Source organism: Nocardia sp. NPDC059240 (assembly GCF_042753865.1).
In the GTDB taxonomy this organism is placed as follows: domain Bacteria; phylum Actinomycetota; class Actinomycetes; order Mycobacteriales; family Mycobacteriaceae; genus Nocardia.
Map to the genome: position 1 here is coordinate 304427 of NZ_JBHZAC010000008.1, position 22173 is coordinate 326599.

Sequence of the window (22173 nt, forward strand, 5' to 3'; positions counted from 1 at the left end):
GGCACCGCCCCCTCGGGGATCAGATGTGCGCCGAAAGTGTCACCGCGACAACGGGCCTGACCGCCACGGGCACGATCCGGATCACCTCGGGGTGTTGCCCAGTGCTGTCACCACACCCGCCAATTGGCCGCCGACGTCGAGAATGAGCCGGAAGACGTCTGCGGGAACGGGTTTGCCGTTGCACCACAGGATGTTGCAGGCGGTGGAGGCGTAGGGGCCGACGCCGAGGAGGATGTTCGCCGCGGTGAGCGGGTCGATCAGCTTGCCCACGTCGTCGAGGTTGTGGATGGGCAAGGGCGGATCGGCCAGGGTGTACGGGTCGACGTAGGGTTCGGCGGGGAGGTCGGTGACGGCGGCGGTGATGCGTTCGTAGAGTTCCTTGTTGTCAGGATTGCCGCTGCCGGTGAGCATTCCGACCGGGTTGGCGAGGTTGACGCGCATGGGGATGCCCATGCGGATGATGACCAGGTCACGGCTGGGGACGACGGTGACGAACTGTCCCAGTGCGCCTTCGAAGGAATACAGGTCGCGGGGTGAGCCCGGGAACTGCGGGCGGTCGTAGCTGTTGGCGGTGGGCACCTCGGTGCCTTTGTAGGTGTCGCCGGAGTTGAGCCAGGTGAGGAAGCCGTAGCCGGGGTTGGCGTCGGTGCCGGTAGTGGCCTGCCCGATGTAGCTCGCGTCGATCAACTGCTGATCGCCCCAGCGGCCTCGCTGCAGCATCAACCGGCCCAGCCGGCCCAGGTCGTCGGGGCGCATGGCCAGACCGCCGTTGACGGCGGTGACGCCACTGCGGTCGCGCAGCCAGATCCAGTCGCCGCGAGCGATCCCCAAGGGCTGGAACACTTCTCGCTGCGCGAAGTCCTGGAAATCGCTGCCCGTGGTGAGCTCGATGATCTTGGGCAGCAGCGCGATCACGTTCTGCGCGTATTGAAAGGTGCTGTCGGGCGGGTAGTCCGCGGGTTCGGCCAGGGTTTGCAGCGCCGAGTCGGTGTAGAGCCCGGCGATATCGGCCGGCCAACTGAAGTGCAGTCCGGTGGTCTGCGTGAGTACCTGCCGCACAGTGAGATTCGCGTGGACGGCATCGGCCTGCGGGAAGAACTTCGAGAGTGGATCGTCTACGCCGAAGTAGCCCAGAGTGACCGCCCGCCCGACGATCGCCGAGGTGACACCCTTGGTGGCACTGGCCAGCGGCAGTGGCAGATTCCCGCTCGGCGTGCGGTCGCCGACCAGGCAGCCGTGCCGGTAGATCTGCACGGCCACACCGCCCGCGCTCGTTCCGAAATCGAGCGCGTCGGCGATCTTGACCGAATCCATCCCGACGTCTTCGGGATTCGCGCGCGGCAGCGGCTGCCCCGGCACCGGTTCGGCGCAGCTGCTGTCTGCGGCAGGTTCGGCCGCGGCGAGCGGTGCGACCAGCGGCAGGGTGGTGATCACCACGGCGGCGAGGCCGCTGATCCAGGTGCGACCGGACATGCTGGATCTCCTTGCGGCCGAGTCGAAGCCGGTCATCGGGCAATCCCGTTCGCGAGGGCATTGCGCTCGACGCTGAAGTAGGTCTTGTCGTCCTTCAGCTTCCAGTCCGGACCGACGAAGTACTGGGCGGCGGTGTCGTCGCCGAAGGCGATGTATTCCAGCCAGGCCATGGCGGTGCCGGAGGACAGGTACGCGCCCGGCCCGTCCACCGGCGAGAAGTGGCTCACGCCACGGGCATTCGCGATCCACGCGGGAGCATTGAAGGTGAGGTTGTATTCCCACCACCGCACCCACGCGAAGTCGGGGACCACGAAATCGTTGTAGCCGGTGAGGAACAGGGTGGGCACACCGATGGCCGCCCCGACCGCGAGGGGCCCGGGTTCGATGGCCAGCGCGCCGATGATCCGCAGCTTGGGATCGACGGCCCCGGCCAGCGGCGGGAACAGTGCCGCGGCCTGCAGGGTGGCCTGGCCGCCGCCGGAATGCCCGGCGAGCACGGTGCGACTCAGGTCGATCTTGTTGAACAGCGGGGAATTCGGGTCCCGGTTCTGCATTACCGCTACCGCCAGGCCGAGCGCGGGCATGTCGGGGGTCGAGTTGAAGAAGTCGTAGGCCATCACCACGACGAACCCGTGGCTGGTCCACTGCCGCGCGAGAGTGTCGTAGTTGCCCGGATTCGACAGGATGCCGCCCTCGAAGAGGATCACCGGCGCGTTGTCCATGTCCCCGATATCGGCCGGGTAGTAGGTGTTCACCCCGATCGGCGACTGCAGGCCGTAGGGAAACGCCTGCGTGCACCGCGCATCATCGCGATTGCCGAACAGGTGGACGGTGATGTGCGCGATCATCCCCGCCACCGATTCCTGGCAGGGGTTGGTCACCGTCGGAGTCGCCACCGGATGCGGCCCGAGGTTGTCGAAGACGCTCTGAGCCGTTGTCCCAGCCCCGCTCTCGTCCGCCTGCGCCGGACTCGCCCCGGCCAGCAGGCTGCCCGTCACGGCCACCGCCGCCACGACGCCCGCGCAGGTACGCGTCCTGAGGGTATTTCGCCTCGACATTGAGGTCTCCTCATCCACCGACCGGCTGCCTCCGGTCGGCAATAACTGGGACTAACTGGTTTCGGATACGAGACGCTAGCCCAGCCGTGACGCACAGCACAACCGCAGAAATTGTGCGGGACAGTTCAATACGAGCGATGAGAGTGGTGGCTACGGCAGTTCGATGCGCAGCACATCGCCGGTCATGGTGCCCGCGACCAGCTCATGATCCGTACCCGGGACCGCGGCGAGCGAGGTCACCGGGCTCCCGACGGCCATCACGCAGACCTCGCGCCCGGCGAGGTCCGAACGGATCAAAGCCCCCGTGCTGGTGGCGATGTAGAGATCCCCGTCGGGGCCGACCGTCAGATCGTCGGGAGAAACCGCACCGGCCGAAGTCAGCAGGTCGAGGCCGACGCTCGCATGCTGCGGCGCGTCGATCGGGACCCGCAGCACGCGTCCGGTCACGCTGGCGGTGACCGTGACGTAGAGCGAATCACCGGCAACGGCCAGGCCGTTGATCATCGCGCCGTCCACCCCGGCGAGCACGTCGAGGTTCTTCGGCGCCAGCGCACTCCACGCGGCATCGACCACACCGTCCCGCCCGATCCGCAGGACACCCGAAAGACTGTCTGCCACATAGAGATTCCCGGACGCGTCGAACGCCGCGCCATTGGGCAGCGCCAACCCGGTGGTGAACACCTCCGGAACCGGCGACTCGGCCGCCGGATCGAAACGCAGCACCGCCCCACCCCGCATCCCCGACCGCAGGTTCGCGGGCAGATCACCGGACGCGACATACATGAGCCCGTCCGGACCGAGCCGCACCGCGCTGGGATTGGTGATCGAGATGCTGCCGGTCAATTGTCCCGAACTGTCGTAGCGCTGCAGTTCATTGCGCCAGGACCGCGACACCCAGAGGTTGCCCGCGCCGTCGTAGCCGAGATTCTCCGACCAGCCCAGCACCGGTACCTCGGTGGGCACCAGCACGGTGGTCGTCGCGGCGGCGCAGGTCGCGGCATGCGCCTGCGGCACCGCGATCGGACCGATGCCGACAGCCGCCGGAACAGCGAATAGCAGTGCGGCCCAGACAAACCGAGACCGCCGTCGAGATCCCCACCCCATAGTCATCACCGATCGTCGTCGCGCAACTCGTGGCGAATCTACCGCACACCGCGCGTTCAGGTCGAGGCCTCCCACTCCCCCTCGATCGCCCGAGGTCGACTGACGGGTGGTGTCGGATTGCTATGGGCTGGTGTCGGTTTCGAGGTGTTCGACGATCCGCACCCGCATCGCGGACAGGTCGAAGATGTACTCGATGGTGCCGCTGGTCGTCGCCAGGTGGTGACCGAAAAAGAACTTGTAGTTGACACCTTCGCCGCCGTCCGGGGACGGTTGTGTCCAATGTGGAAGTGTCGCGCCACGAGTCCAACTGCTGTCGATCTCGACGGCGGGATGGAAGTCGCGGCCGTCGAGGGTAAGCCGCCAGGTGGTGCGTTCATCATCGCCGTAATGCGAAGACTCCCAGACGGTTCGGAAGTGCGCGCGGACTGCCCTGCCGTCGGCCAGAATCGCGAACGGGACGTCGCCCTCGGCCACGACATCGCCGACGCTGTAATCGAAGATCTCCCTGCGTCGATCGATCACCACCGGCGGGTCCCAACCGGACCGGGCGGCGAGATCGCGCAGCTGCCGACGCCGCTCCTGTTGTTCCGGATCCGGCACTCGGGGCAGCAGGGCCGGGGTGACATAGACCTCGCCGTCCAGGACTGCGCCGAGCTCTGCGGCGCTGAGCTCGCGAGGACCGATGTTGCCCAGCACAACATGCCGCGAGCCACGCTCCGCCGCCCGCGCGGACACCGCCTCGAACAGGGCACGACCGATACCGCGCCCCCGCGCCTCGGCGGTCACGAAGAATTCCTGGATCGCGAAATACGGTGGCTGATCGCTGTACCCGCGGAAGCGGTTGTACTCGGCGAAACCGACCGGCACGCCGTCCACGACCGCCACCAGCGGCCCCGAGCCCATGCCATCCCCCGGAAAGTACGCCTTGTGGACCCGAACCCACACCAGCTTGGGATCCGCCCGCCCGTAATGTGCATGCATCTCGACGAGAAGCGCAGCAAGCGCCTCCCCATCGACCACCGTGGACTCACGAATATGCACGGCCACCCTCGCCCCCAGCCTCCGAAACTCCCTGAGCGACACGCACACTACCGAACGCCTCCCGCGTCTCGGAAAAACGGCCGACCCTTCGCATCCGCGATCGGCCAGCCGTTTCCCTGTGCGGTCAGGAGCGGTCGAAGGCTATGAGGAGTTCGATATCGGTATTGCCGATGCTGCCCATCGGGTTGTTGCTGACCGGGGGTTGGATGGCGTAGTCGGAAGGGTCTACCGGGATGGTGGCCTTGAAAGCGAGGCGGTTGCCGACCTCGGTCGTTTGGAAATCAAAGGTGACCGTTCGGGTTACGCCGTGAATGGTGAACTCGCCGGTGGCGGGGACGTCGGAGATCGCGCCCGCGGCCGGGACCGAGGGGAAGGTGATAGGGGCGGTCAGGGTGAATTTCGCGGTGGGGAACTTGCTGGTTTCGAGCATCTCGTTGTAGGCGGGGTCGTGCATGCAATTGCAGAGGGCCGTCTGCATATTCACGGCCAGTTGCGCCGAGGTGATGGTCAGGGCATCGATGTGGAGCGATCCGGAAACGTCGTTGGTACGTCCGATGATTCGCGTGGTCTGGCCGAGGAGCGTGTCATCGGTGGACCAGCGAGCATCGGTCCCCGCACCAACCGTCCAGTCACCGGCGATCGGACTGGCAACGGTGGTCGGGGCCAGAGCGGGTGGTGGGGCCGGCGCGGTGGTCGGGGCCGGGGCCGGTGGCGCGGGTGTGGGTGCCACCGGGGGTGGAGTGGTCGTCAGCGCGACATCCGTAGTGGGAGGGGCGGATTGCGGTGTCGACGTGGCCGCCGGTGGCAGAGCGGCCGCCGGCGTGGATGGTTCAGCCGGCATGACGGTCGGCTTGGCCGGGCCAGTACTCGTCGTCGCCAGGTCGCTGAAGCTCTGCGCAGGCGGATTGTGCGCACTGACCATATGCAGGTAAACGTACGGCCCACCCACCCCCAATCCGATCAGAACCAGCACCACCACAACCCACGTCACCGGCCTGCGCAATATTCGTCGAATTCGCCCGCGTCGCAGCGGTTTCCGGCCTCGGTCTGTCATCGGATACTCCCTCGTCGAGGCGGATCATTCTCTTGGCCAAGCAACCTCGATATCGACAGCGGTGTCTGGGTCGGTGACGAAGAGTATCGTTCAACGGTAGAGCCCACGAACCACCCTCGTGACCAGCTCGCCATCTGTGGCGACATCGGTCACCCTCGCGGCCGAGAACGTGAATTTCCCTCTGCGACGCAGTAATTTAGCGATCCTGTCCCAGACATCCACTGCCTGCGGCCAGCACAAAAAAGCCGGTCCGCCACATTCGTGGCGAACCGGTGACACCCGAACCACCCCACGGCCTGTGGACCACACTTGCGTATCAAGCCGGTCGGTACGCGCAGCACACGATCGAGGACTTGACCTGCGCTTCATCCGATGCTTCGGCATCCACCCCGGTGCCTCGACGACGCCGCGGACGACCTAAGTATGTTGCCGGTCACGTCCCGGTTCACGTGTGCCGCACCTGGAGGTGCTGGAGAAATCCGACAGTGGCCTGCCCGAGATCGAGCGGTAGGAGACTCTGCGGCTGAGCTGGCGTTCGGCGATCCGTTCTACCAGTAGCGGAATGAATTCACGGACGCGATGGTCCGCGAAATCACGGTGGATGCGATGGATTTCCTCGCGGACGCACCGTGGAGTCAGGTGCGGAAATTTGTCGGTCAACCGTACGACGAGCTCGCTGATCTGTTGCTCCTCTTCGGAAACCGTCATGTCTGGTCTCGCCTCCATATGCGAACAGGTGGTGTATCCGACCCCTCGGCGGACACCCGGTGGAATGGACAACGGTCCGGGAGAAACTCGACTCCCGGACCGCGCCCATTCAGTGTCACGTCATCGGGTTAACTCTTCGCGCCAAGATCCCTTTCTGGCACGACCTGTCGCAGCATCGGCACAGGAAGTCCAGTCGACGATAAGTGCCAGCAACGAATGAAATTGCATCTGCAACAGCGATATTCGACCCGGCACCGGGTCGTCGGCTATTTTGCGGTGGCCGGCTCGAGAGCATCCAGAAGCAGGAGTCCGCCGATGACAGCAGTGGGCATCCCGATCGCGACGGTGCCTACGGCCGCGCCGATGGTCGACCCTACCAATCCCGTTGCCAGACAGCCGCCGAGGAATCCAGGCACGGCGAGCACACCGACAGAGGCGACCACGCCCGCCGCCGCGCCGACCATACCGCCTACGAGACAACCGATTCCGGCCCCGACGGCGGTGCCGATCACGGTGCCGAGCATGACGCCGAGGTTCAACTGGGTGGAGTATCGTGTGAGCGCGTTGTTGAAGTCCGCCGACTGCGGGTCGAACCCGATCTCGCTGGGCCTCGCGGTCGACTCGAGTTGCGGCACTGCCGATCCTGGGTCGGTGCTCGGCCACAAGGTGGCGGTATTGCCGTCGATGCCGGCGGCGATCGGCCAGCGCTGTCCATCCCGAATGTAGGCGAGCGGCAGCTCGATGACAGCGTGGCCACTCTCGTCGTTGATCCGGAGGCTGGCACCGTCGGCGGTCAGCGACCCGCTGTCGGTCCGCAACACCACCGCTCCGTCGATCAGATCTACGGCATAGCCGATCTCGGCGCGGGACTGCTCGGCGTGCACGGCGGGCGCCGAGCCGAGCAAGGCGATGGCCATGGCGATCATGGTCGCCGGGAACGCTGTTCGCCTCTTCGACATGATGTTCATTCCCCTCGGAAAGTAGCCGGATAAGCCGCGAAGAGCTCACGGTAGAAGGCAGTGGACCGGAATTCCGTTCCGCCGAGATACCGTCCATCCCAGTCCATCTCGGGATCACTGCGATCGGCGAACCTGGCAGTCAGGCGATAGTCCGGATGACGGTGATCCGTGCTCGGCCGCGCCCCGAAGGTCAGCACGAACTCATCGCCGGGTGCCACGGTGCGGGGTTGTTCGCCCGAGGTGGGAACGAAGACGGGAAGCCACGACGTCCGCTGCTCCAGGGAATCGACGGGGTCGCGGTCCACCGGCGATGCCCAGAGCCTGATGCCGAGCGCGATACCGCCGAATCGGCCGGCCCGATCGATTCGTGCGCGCGATTCGCGCATGGTGTATTCGTATTCACGACTGTCGAATTGCAGTACCTCGACCGTGATCGGCGGCGCCAGCCTGCCCTCGTGCGGAATCTCCGTCCAGCAGACGCGGAGGTCGAAAGGATGTCCCACCGTCTGGAACACCCGATCGACGTAGGTCGCGTACTCCGCCTGGAATGCCGGCCCCGCGTCACCGAGTACGGCCGCGTAATCGAAAGGCACCGCAACGGTCTCCACCCGGTGTGGGATGAAAATGGCCGAGTCGTGCACCAGACGCCTTTTGGCGTCGGCGAATATCTCACAGACGCCTTCCGAGCTCGCGATGGCACCGACCGTTTCGGAGACGCATACGTCGGCCTTCTCGGGCAATTCGATATCCCGCGAGTCGCCGGTGAGCACCGTGACGATGTCCGCGAATCCGCGGGCCGCGACGACCGCCCGCGCCTTCTCCGCCGACTCCGGTAGTGCTTCGATCGCCCACACCCTGGTCGCACCCGATTCCGCGGCCACAACAGCCCAGTTCGCGTCCGCGCCGGTACCGATGTCGACCACCGTGCGCCCGGCCGCGCAACTGCGGACGGCGTGATCGAACGCCTCGACCCGAACCTCGTCCGCAGTCATCACCGAATACAAGAGTTCGTCGTATATCGGGTATTCGCCGACCGACGGCACCAAAGTGATCCGGGGCGCGTTCTCACCGACCGCTGCGACATTCGCACGCAATCGCCCGCCGTATCCGATAGATCGAGACCGTAGACCAGTCACCCGAATTACCTTTCGACAACACATATTCGCGAATCGGCCAGATGCCGGAATGCCGATCACCGGCGAAAGAGTTTCACATTCTGAAACCCTCGCCGCAACTCTAGGTAGGGCCCCGCGAGAAGGTCAATGTTCGCTCGGCCGATTATCGAACAGCGCGAAAAGCGCTGCAGCTCAAGCGGTGAGCCCACCGTCAACGCAGAACGTATGCCCGGTGATATAGCTCGCCTCGGAGGAAGCGAGGAAGGCGACGAGGTTCGCGACTTCGCGCGGTTCGCCGAAACGCCGCAGCGGGACGGCCTTTCGCGCCGCGGCGATGGTCCCGGCCGCGAGCGCCTCGGTCATTTCAGTGGCGATGAAGCCTGGAGCGACGGTATTCACGCGAATGCCGAATCTTGCGACCTCGGCGGCGAGTGCCTTACCGAAACCGATCAGCCCGGCTTTCGTCGCGGCATAGTTGGTCTGGCCGAGGGCGGCGGTCAGGCCCGCCACCGACGACAGCGTCACGATCGAGCCCGAGCGGCGGCGCATCATGCCCGGTATGACGGCCTTGCACACGTGGCGCACGCCGGACAGATTCGTCCGCAGTACATCATCCCAATCCGGCTCCGAGGAGCCGAACAGCAGTCCGTCCCTGGTGATTCCCGCTGCGGCCACCAGCACCTCGACGTCGCCCAACCGATTCTGCGCGGTCTCGACGAAGGCGGCGACGTCCGCGGAGTTGCCGACATCGCAGACCGCGCGATACACCTCGGCTCCGCGCGAACGGCAGTCCTCGGCAATGGCTTCGGCGGCGGCGCTCGGGTTCAGATGGCAGAAGGCGACGTCGTACCCGTCGGCGGCCAGGCGTAGAGCGCAAGCCGCGCCGATACCGCGGGCGCCTCCGGTGACGATCGCCAGCGGCCGCGGGTCCGTCATCGCCGGGCCTCCGTGCTGCCCTTTACCCAGGCCGGCCCGGTGAGGAACCAGACGACGGTGATGAGCCCGAGCGGCTGCACGACTTCCCGCAGCGCGGCGGCCTGTTGCGCGTCGGCCACCGTCACCGAGAGACCGAGGCACACCACGAGCGCGACCCCGGCGGCGGCCAGCCACTTCACGAACGATTTCATCTCGTTGCGCACCGCTTCAGGCCCGTGCTTGGGCCGTTTGGCGGGACGTGGCGCGTCGGCGAATCGGTAAGCGAACCAACCGTCGAGCCAGGCGATCGTCGATTTGCCGAAGATCACGGTCCAACCGAGATAGATCCCGGCGAGCCGGTGCACGCCGGTCACCTCCGCGCCCCGGTACACGTCGATGGCCACCGCCGCGACCAGTGCCACATCGATGAGCGGAACCAGCACCAGCACAACCGAACTCACCTGTCGCAGGCGTAGCGCGTAGCGCAGTAGCAGTCCCGATACGACGGTCACCCAGAAGGAGACCTCGCACACCAGGATGATGGTCACCATCATCGCGTGTCACCGCACCTGGCGCAGGGCGCTGGAGCACGCGAGCAGGTAGACGATCACTCCGACAGCGACCAGTCCACCGCCGGCGAGCGCCGAAGTGGCCGGATCGAGCACGATATCGGTGAGTCCGGCCCAGCTCAGGTACTTGCATACCGCGTACCCGAACGCTGAGCCGACCCCCAGACCGGCCGCGACACCGACGAGGGAGACCGCAGTCGCCTCGACTCCTACACTGCGCAGCACCAGCCCCCGACTGAAACCGATGCGGCGCAACGTCGACCATTCCTTGACCCGGCCGCCGCTGAGCACACCGAGCACGACGGCGAGCGCCAGCAGCAAACCCAGCCCGACCACGCCGGACAACTGGGTCAGCGCCGCGATGATGATCCGCGAATCGGCCTTCTGCTTGACCCGGTATTCGTCGATGGACCGCAGCACGAGGTTCGGCAGTCCGGCCGCCACCGTGCTCACCTCGGCGAGGGCGGCCGGCCGCGAGTCACGGATCAGGACGTATTGGAAGCCGGCACCGGTCGCGTGCTCGGCGGATACCACGAAATCGCCGAGTGTCGGTGCGTCCCGGTAGATTCCGGCCACCCGCACCGCCGTGGTTCCCAGCCGAATCGAATCTCCCACGGCCACAGCGAGCTTCGCCGCCTGCGAGGCCGAGACCATGGCGTGGTCCCGATCCACGCCGATGGCGCCGCCCACCATCGTCAACTGGAGCGCACCGCTGCCCAGCGGACCGTCCACGGCCACACCGTTGCTCACCCGGCCCGAGATATCCACGCCGTTCTGCGGCGCGACGGCCACCGCGCCGCTCGCCCCGGGTGCGCTGCGCAGCGCGGCGATGTCGGCGCCGGAGATCACGAATCCGGCCTTGGGCTCGACCACCATCTGGGCGCCGACGTTGGCATCGATCTGTCGGTTGATGGAGGTGTCGGTGGACGTCGCGAATACCGAGATGATGGCGACCAAGGTGGCGGTGAAACCGATGCAGGACACCGCGACTGCGGCCTGCGTGCGCACCCGGCCGACGCTGCCGAGCCCGAACCAGGGCAGTAGTACTCCCCGTGTTCCGCCCAGTTCGGTGAACGGGGTGAACACGCGCAGCGCGGGCGCGGCCAGGAGGAACAGCCCCACCAGCACCGCGCAGTAGCCGACGACCAGGCCGGTGAAGCCGAAGCGCTCGGCAACGGTCGACCAGAGACCGAGCCCGATGGCCACAAGCGCGACAACCGGCGTCACCGCTCGGCGTGCCGACGTGAACCGGACTGCCTCGGCGCTGGTCTCCGCGCGCTTCGTGCCCGAGATCGTGTCCCCCAACAGCCAAGCGCCACCGATCGCGACCGCGACTGCCAGGACGGATCCGGCCCACGTCCACCCGTCGATCTCGACGCCGTCCACGGTGAAAGTGCCCAGCAGCAACTGATTCGCGGGTAGCAAGGCGTCGGCGAGCAGGACGGTAGCGGTGCCCGCTATCGCGGCGGCCAGTACTATCGCCGTGGCCTGAATGGCTTTGACGGTACGGATCTCGCGGTTGGGCACCCCGATCCGCCGCAGGATCTCGAACTGCGGCCGCAGGCTCATAGCCAGCAGGATCAGCGAGAACACCAGGGCCGCAGTCAATCCGCAGACCAATACTGCGGCGAAGATGATGGCGATGACGCCGACGAAGCTGACATTGCTGATCTGCTGGGCAGTCAGATCATCGAGATACGCGGCGCGCGTACGCAGGGTGCCGCCCGCATCGGCGAGCCGGTCGGCTGCCGCGTGTGCACCGGGGCCGCTCAGCGCGATGAGGGTGTATCCGTCTGCGGTGCCGAGGATTTCGCGCGCGAGCGCTTCGTCACCGAAACGTATGGAGGTGGTGCTCGCGGTCACCGGTGTGTTGGTCTCGATAACGCCATGCGCACCGCTGACCCCCATGACCTCGGCATTGCCCGTGCCGGACACGACGGGTTGAGCATCGAGGTCGGCGGCCCCGTAGGTCAGCGCGGCATCTGGTTCTGCACAAGCGCCGCTGGGTCGCACGAAGTATCCCGGGATCGATGGGGATGCGACAGGACCCGTTCGAGCCACCACTTGGCCGGAGATCTGAGACAACGCACAGGCGCCCGGAGCCGCGGCCAGCGCGTCGGCGACCGCCGTCGACGGGAGTGCGGCGCTGGAGGTGACGATCCACTCCCCCGGCAGCACGGTCGCCGCAATGGCCTGGGAGATCTTGTCCCGGTAGGACGAATACAGACCCGCTGGAATGAGCAAAGACGTCAGCAACACAATCGAGATGATCAGCACCAGCACTGTCTGTCGCCGCAACCGGCGCAGCTGGCCGATGGCCAGACCGAACATCATCTGTGCGCGCGGCAGCGCGATCATCGGTCTCACACCGCCACCCGATCCTGAGAGTAGGCCACAACCTCTTTCACGGTGGCGCCGACCAAGTCGTGTTCGATGCGACCGTCGCGGATGAGCAGCACCCGGTCCGCGTAGTTGACGAACTGCGGGTCATGGGTCACCGTGACGATCGAGATGCCACGTTCGTCGGCGATCCGCCGCAGCAGTTCCCGTGTGCGGGCGGCATTGTGCGAGTCCAGCGCGCCGGTCGGCTCGTCGGCGAAGATGACATCCGGTTCGGCGATCAGTGCCCGCGCGCACGCCACTCGCTGCTGCGTGCCGCCGGACAGTTCGTCGGGCAGCATCCGCAGGTACTTATCGATTCCCAGGTCGGCGCACAGGGCGCGCAGCTGCCGATCATCGATCTTCTTCCCGGCCGCGCGGGCGGGCAGCAGGATATTGCCGCGTGCGGAGAGCGAGTCGAGCAGCCCGTACTCCTGGAACACGAACCCGAAGTGCTCCAGCCGCATACGGGACAGGGCGCGGTCGGACTGTTCGTACACATTGCGATCGCCGTAGAAGGCGGTCCCGCTGGTCGGCGGCAGCAGTCCGCTCAGGCAGGAGACCAGCGTCGTCTTGCCCGAACCGGAAGGTCCCATGACCACCGTGAACGAACCAGCCGCGATATCCAGATCAATATTGTCCAGCGCGATGACCGAGGCATCCTTCTTGCCGAAAGTCCTGGTGACCGCACGCAACCGCAATACCGAATCCGAAGGATCTTCCGAAATCTTCACAGCACCAATCCCCTTCGTTCAGATTCCACCGCCGAGGACACGAAGGCGGCCCGCCTCGATCATGATCCACCGTCAGATGGGGGCCTGTCGTCATCCTTGATGACCAAGTTCGGACATGGTCGGTTCATCCCGCCGGCGGTCCGCGCCGGCCGTGCGCCGCCTTTCGGCACTGACCGTCTTGTGCGACAGCCCCGCGACGTCAGCGATCAAACGATCCGACCACTGTGGATGGGAAAGCACCAAGCGCCGCGCCGCCGCCTTGCGCTCAGCCAGCGAAAGCGGCAGGCCGTGCGCGATATTCGCATGCACCGCGAGCACGAACGCCTCGTTCTCGCTGCCGTCGAAGAACCGGACCGCGATGGTCTCGTGCCCGAGTTCCTTTGCTGCCGCCAAGCGATGCGCCCCATCCACGACCCGCATCGTCCGGCGGTGCACGATGATCGCCGGCAGCGGCGTCGACGATTCGGTCAGCAATCGGACGTGGCTGTCATTCGTCCCGTTACTCGCGCGCGGCGAGTAACCCGGCGTGATCAATTCGACAGGGACACAGTTCTACCGGCACCGATGCCGCCCTCGAAAGCCACTCGCGCGCACCGTCTGCATCGTCACGATCCCCTAGGGTCACGACGCCCCTCCTCATCGAATCCTGATAACCGGTCCACCCTTACCCCACCCCAGCCTTCCCGCCACCACTCTTGCGCCCAAGTGCAAGACCCCTTGCGAATGCCGTTGCGGCCAAGCTAAATTGGACGATTTCGCCGATCTACCGAAGCGGCGCGACTACGAGTCCGATCGCAACGTCAAACCTGCGACCGGCCGCCTTCGACGTCGGCGAGATACGTTGCGGCGGTGTCGGCCTCAGGAACGCCGCCGCTGCCGGAGTGCTGGAGGCCCCGCTACTACCAGTCGATCCAGGCAGCCGCCCGTGACACACCAGCGATAGTGCACGTACATCACACAAAAAAGACCGGTCATCACAAAATCCGTGATGACCGGCCGTACTCTGTGGTTCTAACCATGATCAACCCGAACCACCCGACAGTCGATGGCCCAAAGATCCGGGTCAAACCGGTCGGCACCCGCCGAGCAACGGCCCGGATCGACCTGGGATTCACCGACCATTAGCGTCGCAGCAGCAGGTCCAGCACGGCGTCCAAGGTCCGGCAATAGCACGCACCGCCGGCGGTCGTACAGCAATTTGCCCGTTGATCTTCCGATGCCCCGCGCTGGCCGATTCGGTCAGCACGGAAGCAACAAAGCGGACATTCACGAATTGAAGCCTAAGGCGTGCCGCCCATCAGCAGCAATCAATTTGCGGTTCGACGCAAACGTGCCGCCTGAATTCTCCGACGCCAAGAATGCCAATGCTGCCACCAATGCCGCCGATGCAGCCACTGCCGACCACGGCCGGGAGGGGGCAGCGGAGTAGGGTACTTCTCGCCCTTCCACCACACGTCGTGTCCGTAGTAGACATCCTTAGCCCAGTACCCTTCCGTCTCGTGGTAGATGGGACTATCGCCCACGAATTTTAGGCCGAGAAATCTCTCGTTTATCCGCGCAATAGCTTCCTTTTCGTCGATTTTGTAATTATTCACCATTTCGACTACAACTGCCCGAAAAAAATCTGCGGCCTCCGCATCTACGTGAAACGTAAATCCGTCCACTATCCCACTCCCTCCTGGGTTCATTAATGCTTCAACCCCTGCCATAGAAGCGATAGAGCCTTTTCTGTATGCCAACTGGTTTGCTGACCACTGCCGGCAGGGGCTTGGCCACGCTTGAATTCTCGCAGATTGCTAAGCCTAGGCCCTTCTACCACATCGAATTCATGACTGGGGTCAGGAGCTCGCCGGAAGTATTCTATGAATCGAGACCAATCGGGGCCGTTGGACAGCGATCGTCGATTGAGTTGCCCGAAATCTCTTGCAAGGATCTCGAACTGGAGGATCTCGGGAATGTCACCTCGGCTTCGATTAGCTGCAATCTGCGCCCAGTTGATAGCTTCCTCTAGATCTCGGGTCGTGTAGAAGCCGGGACCAAAATCCTTCGTGCCAGGGTTCCCTGGAATGATCCTTATACCTTCCGATCGGATGTTCTGCGCACCTCGACGCGTGGTGCCATGGAAGAACGATATTAGCTCGTCATCATCGCCCGCTCCCTTTGGTCGTCGCAGGCTACTCAACAACCGTTGGCCAAGGCCGTTCCAGCCTGTACCCGATTGCGATGAAGCGAAAAGGCTTGTGAAGCTACCAGAGGCCTTCTCTGTTTGAAGAACCGCCCGCGTTGCGCCGGACTGGACTGATCGCTCGAAGACTTGCCACGGAACCTGGCCGTATCCACCGACAGCAGCTGGCATAGGAGCGCCGAAGTTGGTCGCGGCGTTCCGGACCGCAGCGCTCATCGTTCGCCCGATAGTAGCCGTCCACGACACCGCCTGCTCTTTGAGATTTCGAGCGGTCTGCAGTCCCCTATCTGCCAGGCTGGTCGTAGCCGAGCTGAGTCCTTGTCCAGCCGAGCCAGTTACGCCCTTGACGATGCCGTTTGTGGCGGTTGGTTGCCCCACATTGGTTAGGCCCTCCCGAAGACTGGTGCCGTAACCACGGATTCCCGCGCCCGACAAACCTGTGAAGGTGGTGGCGCCTCGTGTGATGAGTGTGCTGGTGGCGAGTTGGATTCCGGCTTCGGACATGCCTTTGGTGGCGAGTTCGCGGGCGATGAGTCGGGCGCCGATGGCGAGGCCGGCGCGGTAGCCGAGTTCGGGGAGGCCGCTGACGGTGAGGATGGCATCCCAGTAGAGGCGGGAGTCGTCTTTGACGTTGCCGGCGTCGGCGTGGCCGGACCACACGGGCACGGTGATGCCGTCGAAGGTCTTGAAGGTGGAGGAGTCGAAGCCGGTGTAGTCACCGCTCTGCAGGCCGGTGAGGTTGTTGTTCTTGTCGAAAGTGGCGGTGGCGGTGCGTTGTTCGCCGTTGCGGTTTTTGTAGGTCCATTCCTGGGTGCTGGTGTCGTCGGGTCCGGTGAGGATGGGTCCGCGGGCGGTGACGGGGTCGCTGCGCCAGGTGCCGGTGAGGGGGTCGAACTGGTTGCCGTAGTTCGGGCCGCCGGTCATGTTGTTGTAGCGGTCGATCGGGATGGTGGTGCCGTCGGGTTGGAGTACGGCGCGGGTGAGGTCGGGGTTGGTGATGATGCTGTAGGGGGCGCCGTTGGTGTGCCCGGGGACGGTGACGACCTGCATGGTGGTGCCGTCGGGTCCGGTGATCTCGGTGACCGGTGCGTTCAGGATGCCGGGGCGGAAGTCGGCTTCGATGGTGGTGCCGTCGAGGTTGTATTCGGTGACGTGCCCGCCCAAGCCGTCGGGGTCGAGTTGCACGATTTCGGCGGGGGTGTTGGAGCCGGGTGCGGGTTCTTTGACGACGGTGCCGTCGGCGTAGCGCACGGAGTGGGAGCCGTCGGGGTTGGCGGTCCAGGTGGTGATGCGGCCGTAGCCGTCGTCGACGCTACGGACCTGGGTGACCGCGCCACCGATACTGGTGATGGTGGTGTCGCGGCTGAGCCCGCCGGTGTCGAGGACGATGTCGGATTCGGCGGTGGCGATGAGCAGGCCGTTGCGGTCGAGGACATCGGTCTTGTTGTGGCCGGTGACCGGGTCGGCGGTGCCGATGATGGTGGTTTGGTCGGCGCCGGTGGTGATCGTGGTGTTGCCGCTGGGCAGAGCGACGGTTTGACCGGGAGCGGGCGGGCCGCCGACCAGGACCGCGTTGAGGTCGTCGGCGCTACCCTTGGGCGGTGGCGCGGGCTGCCCCGGAGAACCCAGACCAAGTTCGGCCAACGTTGGAGCGGGATCGCCTGTGCCGACCGGGTTTTGGCCCGCCGTCGGAGCTGAGCGCTGTGGCTGGGGTTGCGGCTCGAACTGAGGAGCAGGCTGGGGTGCCGGGTTGGCCGGAGCGGGATTGGTTCTTTGATCGATCTTCTCCGGTAGCTTCGGGTCGGGCATCTTCGGCATGATCGGTGCCGGACCCGCCACGTCACGCAGGATCGGAGCGGCGGGCGCAGGAACTGAGAAAGGGGAAGGTGCCGAACAGTTTTCGGCCACCACGGTATCGATCAGGTCTTGCACGGCCGTGATTCGCCCAAACTTGGCGGCGGCGTCGGCGGCGGATCGGACGGTGAAGTTGAAGACCCGTCCCTCGCTCGAGCCGACCGGATCTGCCAGTGAATCCTGACGAATCCGAGGTCCGGGCGGTCTGATATCTTCGGGCACAACTCACCTCGCGCATGAAAAAACCGCCACGCTCGAGGCGGTGGCGGTTTCGATGGATTGGGATCGAGCGCTCAGCGTGGACCGAGATCAGTCACGCATGGTCACTCCGCTGATCCCTCTGCGTCAGATCGCGGCAGCGAGCACCTCTCCGGCGACAGAAACGACAGCGTGCTGTCTCATCGTCGTGAGGAGTGGGCTCAGCTTGGCAAGAGCATGGATTGCGAGATACCGACCGAACGGTGGCAGACACAGCAGGGGAGACACAGCTGTAGCGCTGCAGCTAGCTTCACTTAGGCCGCCACGATCTGTCAATCCCCTTGGACGTAATCGAGGTTCGCACGAACGCTACCAGCACACCTGCAGCAGTGAACTGCCCGAGAGGATGCCGTGAAGACGCAACCATCCAAACGGGTAACACCAGGGTTGACCAGATACTTGTCGAACGGCCCACGGTTCGGCTATGCGCAGTTGAAGGTCGAAGTGGTTCGGGTTGATACTCATATGCAGTGAAGCCGCAGGCCTTCCGGCCTGCGGCTTCATTCTGTGGTGGTTCTAGCTGGGATCGAACCAGCGACCCCTCGCGTGTGAAGCGAGTGCTCTCCCGCTGAGCTATAGAACCTCGGGTGCAGAAAAATTAGCACACTCCCCCACCGATCCCGCAAATCGCTTGGGGTGGTGGGCGGGTCGCGGGGCAGCGGCGGGGGCGGTGACAGGTCAGTTGTCTGCGAGTTTGCCTTTGGCGAGTTTGCCGGTGGGGGTGCGGGGTAGGGAGTCGACGAGGGTGAAGGTGCGGGGGATTTTGTAGCCGGCGATTCGGTCTCGGAGGTAGGCGGTGAGCTCGGCGGGGAGGGTGGTGGGGTCGGCCATGTTGGGGGCGGGTTGGATGAAAGCCGCTACTGATTGGCCCATTTCGTCGTCGGGGATGCCGATTACGGCTACGTCGAGGACCTTTGGGTGTAGGGCTAGGGCGTTCTCGATTTCTTGGGGGTAGATGTTCACGCCGCCTGAGATGATCATGAAGGCTTGGCGGTCGGTTAGGTAGAGGTAGCCGTCGTCGTCTACGTAGCCGATGTCGCCGGTGGTGGTCCAGTCGGGGTGCTCCGGGTGTCGGGTGTCGGCGGTCTTGTCGGGGGCGTTGTGGTATTCGAACGCGACGGTGTCGCGTTCGAAGTAGACGGTGCCGATCTCTCTGGGCGGCAATGGGTCTCCGTTGTCGCCGCAGATGTGGATGATGCCGAGGGCGGGGCGGCCGACGGAGCCTGGGCGTTGCAGCCATTGGGCGGAATCGATGAAGGTGAGGCCGTTGGACTCGGTCGAGGAGTAGTACTCGTGGATGATCGGGCCCCACCAGTCGATCATGGCGTGCTTCACCTCGACCGGGCACGGCGCGGCCGCGTGCACCGCCACCCGGTGACTCGACAGGTCGTATTTGCTGCGAACACCGCTGTCCAGCTTCAGCATTCGCACGAACATGGTCGGCACCCACTGGCTGTGTGTCACCTCGAAGCGTTCGATCGCCGCCAGCGCGGCTTCCGGGTCGAAGCGGCTGAGCAGCACCACCGTGCCGCCGAGCGCCTGCACCACGCCACCGAAACGCAGGGGCGCGGCGTGATAGATCGGTGCGGGTGAGAGGTACACGGTGTCGCGGCCGAAGCCGTAGAGCTGGCCGAACACAGCGGTCGCCACGTCGCCGGGTTCGTCGACCGCGTGGGTCGGCAGTGGAACCCGAATTCCCTTGGGCCGCCCGGTGGTTCCGGAGGAGTACAGCATGTCCGCGCCGCGCGGTTGCGCGGGCAGCGCCGGGGCCGTGACCGCGGCCAGGGCGTCTTCGAAGCTGTCGTATCCGTCGAGCGTACCGCCGAAGACCAGGTGACTCTCCACCTTCCGTGTCCGGACGCCGACCTGCCGGGCGAGCTCGCCGAGTGCGGCGGACGCGACGAGTACCCGTGCGCCGCAATCGTTCACGATGTAGGCGGCCTCGTCGGCGGTCAGATGCGAGTTGACGGCGGTGATGTAGAGCCCGGAACGCAGTGCCGCCCAGTAGACGACGAACGCGGTGACGGAATTGTCGGTGATCATGGCGATGTGGTCGCCGGGCCGCAGTCCGGCCGCGTACAGATGGCTCGCGAACCGCAGTGAATCGTCGTCGAGCTCGCGAAAGCTCAGGGCCGCACCGGTATCGGCGACGATGACCGCCGCCCGGTCCGGCTGATCGGCTACGTGGCTACCGGGAAACATCGGCATTCCTCCCCGTGAGAGACAGACATGCCGACGCTATCAACATGCCGATGAGGCCCGGGCCGGATTCGACGGTGCCGCGGGCCGGGGGACGAAACATCGCCGTATTCTCCCGGTCACGTGACGGTGCCCGGGACGCGATAGCTTGCAACGGCCCCGAGGGATGGGGCGCTGTTTCACGACGGAGGATCTGATGAAGTTGCGTATTGCCGGTGTTCTCGGCGCGGCCGCGGTGGCTGGGATGGTGGCGGTGCTGGTGCCCGGAACGGCCCAGGCCGCCAACGGCATTCTGGTCTCGAATGGCCGAGTGCTCGTCAACCCGACGGGTTGCGTCCGCATCGCCCTGACCGACCTGGACACCACGGCCGTGTCGAACACGACCGATCAGGACGCCACCTTCTACGCCAGCATCGACTGCTCGGGCGACCCGATCGGCACGGTGACCGCCGGGGCCGACGGCACGCCGCCGATGGCGGGCAGCTTCACCATCAACTGAGCTTCGGCACAGCCGATCTCGGTTCACCCAGCAGGTCGCGGGCCATCAGTGTCGCGCCCGCGACCGCGCCGGGCATGAGGAAGACCGCGACGAACGGGACCAGGAACATGAGGCCCAGGGGCGCGCCGAAGCCCCACGCGAGGCCCCGGCGGGCGCGCAGCAGGGTCAGCCGCTCCCGCAGGTCGATCGAACGGCGTTGCAGCGCAACCGCGGTCAGTTCGTGGGCGAGGAAGAACCCGGTGACCAGGGCCGCGATCACCGGCACCACGGTCTGGCCGACGAACGGGATGAATCCCAGCGCGAACAGCAGGATTCCCCACAGCGCGACCCGCACCAGGATGCGGCAGCTGTCGCGCGCGGAGATCCACAGTTCCAACCACAATGATCGACCCGATTCCGGAGCCGAACCGTCCGGGGACACCGAGCGATCCACGCGCTGCGAGAGCGCCTCGTAGAACGGCTGCCCGATCAGCAGGGTGACGGCGGTGAAGGCCAGCACGGCGCCCAGCATGACCAGGCAGAACAGGGCCACCGTAAGCAATCCGCGGAACACGCCGAGCCAGGGGCTCGCCCAGTGGTCGGCGAACGGTGTTGCGGCGGTGACCAGATCGGTGCCCCACACCGCCAGGGCCGTCAGCGCCGCGATATACAGCACCAGCGTGATGAGGCCCGGCAGCAGCCCGAGCCCATAGTCGCCACGATGGCGTGCCATCCACCGCTGTCCCGCAAGCAGATACCCGAAACCCACCCCGAAATCGCGCACGCCGGAACCATAGCCGGTCCGGCCGCCTCCTCAGCCCTCGGGCAGCGGTGGCGCGGGCGCGAATACGACCGGCAACGCGCTGAGCGCGCGGTGGAACGGTCCGGGCCGCCACCGCAATTCGGTGGTCGGGACCGCCAGGTTGATCTCCGGCAGCGCGTCGAGCAACTGGTCGACGGCCTCCTGGGCGATCAGGTAGGCCAGGGAGCTGGCGGGGCAGGCGTGTGGCCCGGCACCCCAGGCGAGGTGCGAGCGATTGCCGGTGAACTGCCCGCCTCGGATGGCCGGATCGGTATTGCACGCCGCCATGCTGATGACGACCGGCTGATGCGCGGGCAGCCAGCGGTCGTCCACCAGGACATCGCGCGGCGGGTAGCTGAAGCAGAAGTTCGCCATCGGCGGATCGTCGAAGAGCACTTCGTCGAGAGCGTCTCGGGTGGAGAGGCTTCCGCCCAGTGCGCTGCCGCGGAAGCGGTCGTCGACGAGCAGCAGCAGGAGCGTGTTGACGATCAGATTCTGCTGCGGCTCGATGCCCGCGCCGTAGAGGGTGGCCAGCTGATGCACCATCTCGGTGTCGCTGAGCCCGACCGGGTGGCGCAGCAGGCGGGTGGTGACGTCCTCACCCGGATGCGCGCGCTTGAACTGGGCCAGTTGCAGCAGGGCGTCGGCGAGCAGTTCGTTGCCGCGTTCGGCTCCGATCCCCTCGAAGATGGCCCGGAATCCCTCCGCCGCCTGCGCCGCGATCTCGACCGAACAGCCGAGCAACTGGTTGAGCACCCGGAACGCGAGCGGAAAAGCGTAGTCGCGCACCAGATCCGCGGACCCGGCCACGCAGAACGAGTTGATCAGCGACACCGCGACCCGTTCCACGGTGACCTGCAGCCGGTGGTGGTCGACCCCGGTCAGGCCCACGGTATTGGCCTGCCGATAGCGCGTGTGCTCGCGGCCGGCGTTGCGCAACGCGTTGGGCCGCCACTGCATCATCGGCAGCACCGGGCAGTCCGCGGGCACCCCGGCCTCCCAGGTCCGCGGATCGGCGGGAAAACGTTCTGGATCGTTGAGAATCCTTACCGCCGTGCGGTATCCGAGCACCAGCGTGGCCGGTACCCCGGGAGCGAGCTCCACGGGGGCCAGCGTCCCGAATCTCTCCCGTAGCTGGCGATAACACCGATGTGGGTCGGCGGCGAACTCCGGCGTGTACATCGGTACTCGCCCGGCGGCCTGTGCGGTCTGGCCGGGCGACACTAGCTCTGGCATCGAGCGGTTACCTTACCCGGGAGTAATACCGAGCGCAGCGTATTGGAAGCGG

At 65.6% G+C, this 22173-nt stretch carries 18 protein-coding genes and 1 tRNA gene; 1 reads left to right on the forward strand and 18 read right to left on the reverse strand.

From position 1 onward, the window contains the following. Positions 1-81: 81 nt before the first annotated feature. From ACFXHA_RS28890 to ACFXHA_RS28965, 16 genes are all read right to left on the reverse strand, one after another. Positions 82-1473: a serine hydrolase domain-containing protein gene (locus ACFXHA_RS28890; RefSeq protein ID WP_379362120.1), complete on the reverse strand. Its 1392-nt coding sequence runs from the start codon at positions 1471-1473 to the stop codon at positions 82-84. Between the two features lie 32 nt (positions 1474-1505). Then, positions 1506-2531 (reverse strand): alpha/beta hydrolase, encoded by a 1026-nt coding sequence (locus tag ACFXHA_RS28895; RefSeq protein ID WP_379362121.1) that lies wholly within the window; start codon positions 2529-2531, stop codon positions 1506-1508. 150 nt (positions 2532-2681) lie between these two features. Next, the gene (locus ACFXHA_RS28900; protein WP_379362122.1) at positions 2682-3545 is read right to left on the reverse strand and encodes a hypothetical protein; all 864 of its coding nucleotides are present in this window, start codon (positions 3543-3545) and stop codon (positions 2682-2684) included. Between the two features lie 210 nt (positions 3546-3755). Continuing rightward, positions 3756-4676: a GNAT family N-acetyltransferase gene (locus ACFXHA_RS28905; protein ID WP_379362123.1), complete on the reverse strand. Its 921-nt coding sequence runs from the start codon at positions 4674-4676 to the stop codon at positions 3756-3758. 124 nt (positions 4677-4800) lie between these two features. Further along, positions 4801-5667, reverse strand: coding sequence for a YceI family protein (locus ACFXHA_RS28910; RefSeq protein WP_379362124.1), 867 nt, complete (start codon positions 5665-5667; stop codon positions 4801-4803). 480 nt (positions 5668-6147) lie between these two features. Continuing rightward, the gene (locus tag ACFXHA_RS28915) at positions 6148-6456 is read right to left on the reverse strand and encodes a three-helix bundle dimerization domain-containing protein (protein WP_379362125.1); all 309 of its coding nucleotides are present in this window, start codon (positions 6454-6456) and stop codon (positions 6148-6150) included. Positions 6457-6704: 248 nt separating this feature from the next. Beyond that, positions 6705-7397 (reverse strand): hypothetical protein, encoded by a 693-nt coding sequence (locus ACFXHA_RS28920; protein ID WP_379362126.1) that lies wholly within the window; start codon positions 7395-7397, stop codon positions 6705-6707. A gap of 5 nt (positions 7398-7402) precedes the next feature. Continuing rightward, entirely contained in the window at positions 7403-8533 is a 1131-nt protein-coding gene (locus tag ACFXHA_RS28925) for a hypothetical protein (protein ID WP_379362127.1), read from the reverse strand. Positions 8534-8704: 171 nt separating this feature from the next. Continuing rightward, complete coding sequence (gene fabG / locus ACFXHA_RS28930; RefSeq protein WP_379362128.1) at positions 8705-9448, reverse strand: 3-oxoacyl-ACP reductase FabG; 744 nt, start codon at positions 9446-9448, stop codon at positions 8705-8707. Continuing rightward, a complete protein-coding gene (locus ACFXHA_RS28935; protein WP_379362129.1) occupies positions 9445-9981 on the reverse strand; it encodes a hypothetical protein in 537 nt (178 codons plus the stop codon). Before ACFXHA_RS28935 ends, fabG begins: the two co-directional genes overlap by 4 nt. 6 nt (positions 9982-9987) lie before the next feature. Continuing rightward, on the reverse strand, positions 9988-12354 hold the full coding sequence (locus ACFXHA_RS28940) for an FtsX-like permease family protein (RefSeq protein WP_379362307.1): 2367 nt from the start codon (positions 12352-12354) through the stop codon (positions 9988-9990). Between the two features lie 5 nt (positions 12355-12359). Next, entirely contained in the window at positions 12360-13109 is a 750-nt protein-coding gene (locus ACFXHA_RS28945) for an ABC transporter ATP-binding protein (protein ID WP_379362130.1), read from the reverse strand. Between the two features lie 90 nt (positions 13110-13199). After that, positions 13200-13583, reverse strand: a complete 384-nt coding sequence (locus ACFXHA_RS28950) for a ParB N-terminal domain-containing protein (RefSeq protein ID WP_379362131.1) — start codon at positions 13581-13583, stop codon at positions 13200-13202. A gap of 1213 nt (positions 13584-14796) precedes the next feature. Then, positions 14797-17370 (reverse strand): DUF3990 domain-containing protein, encoded by a 2574-nt coding sequence (locus ACFXHA_RS28955; protein WP_379362132.1) that lies wholly within the window; start codon positions 17368-17370, stop codon positions 14797-14799. 544 nt (positions 17371-17914) lie between these two features. Further along, positions 17915-17989: transfer RNA gene (locus ACFXHA_RS28960), tRNA-Val, on the reverse strand. Between the two features lie 95 nt (positions 17990-18084). After that, positions 18085-19608 carry an acyl-CoA synthetase gene (locus ACFXHA_RS28965; RefSeq protein WP_379362133.1) on the reverse strand — a complete coding sequence of 508 codons (1524 nt, stop codon included), beginning with the start codon at positions 19606-19608 and terminating at the stop codon, positions 18085-18087. 193 nt (positions 19609-19801) lie between these two features. Here ACFXHA_RS28965 and ACFXHA_RS28970 point away from each other — a divergent pair, with 193 nt between their 5' ends. After that, positions 19802-20104, forward strand: a complete 303-nt coding sequence (locus ACFXHA_RS28970) for a hypothetical protein (protein ID WP_379362134.1) — start codon at positions 19802-19804, stop codon at positions 20102-20104. Here the strand turns inward: ACFXHA_RS28970 and ACFXHA_RS28975 are convergent. Next, positions 20097-20867: an EI24 domain-containing protein gene (locus ACFXHA_RS28975; RefSeq protein WP_379362135.1), complete on the reverse strand. Its 771-nt coding sequence runs from the start codon at positions 20865-20867 to the stop codon at positions 20097-20099. The genes ACFXHA_RS28970 and ACFXHA_RS28975 overlap by 8 nt on opposite strands. Before the next feature lie 30 nt (positions 20868-20897). After that, the gene (locus ACFXHA_RS28980) at positions 20898-22121 is read right to left on the reverse strand and encodes a cytochrome P450 (protein WP_379362136.1); all 1224 of its coding nucleotides are present in this window, start codon (positions 22119-22121) and stop codon (positions 20898-20900) included. Between the last annotated feature and the right edge of the window lie 52 nt (positions 22122-22173).